Genomic DNA, 267 nt, shown 5'->3' with positions numbered 1-267 from the left:
GATCCGGCCGTCCTCGCGCTTGAGCCGCTTGACGGTGGCCTCGCCGTCGATCATCGCGGCCACGATGTCGCCGTTCTCGGCGACCGGCTGGCGGCGCACGGTGACCCAGTCGCCGTCGCAGATGGCGGCCTCGATCATCGAGTCGCCGCGCACGGTGAGCGCGAACAGCTCGCCCTCGCCGACCAACTGGCGCGGCAGCGGGAAGACGTCCTCGACCGTCTGCTCGGCCAGGATCGGACCGCCGGCGGCGATCCGGCCGACCAGCGG

Annotated in this window: 1 protein-coding gene; it reads right to left on the bottom strand. The window is 73.0% G+C overall.

The features are described 5' to 3' along the window. Window positions 1-267: transcriptional repressor LexA (gene lexA / locus PUR71_RS04560; protein WP_329925013.1), on the bottom strand; the 267-nt coding region annotated here is incomplete at both ends.

Origin of the sequence: Streptomyces sp. SP17BM10 (assembly GCF_036322405.1) — a bacterium.
Classification (GTDB): Bacteria; Actinomycetota; Actinomycetes; order Streptomycetales; family Streptomycetaceae; genus Kitasatospora.
The sequence above is the reverse complement of the archived record's forward strand: the minus strand, read 5'-3'. Positions and strand labels throughout refer to the sequence as shown.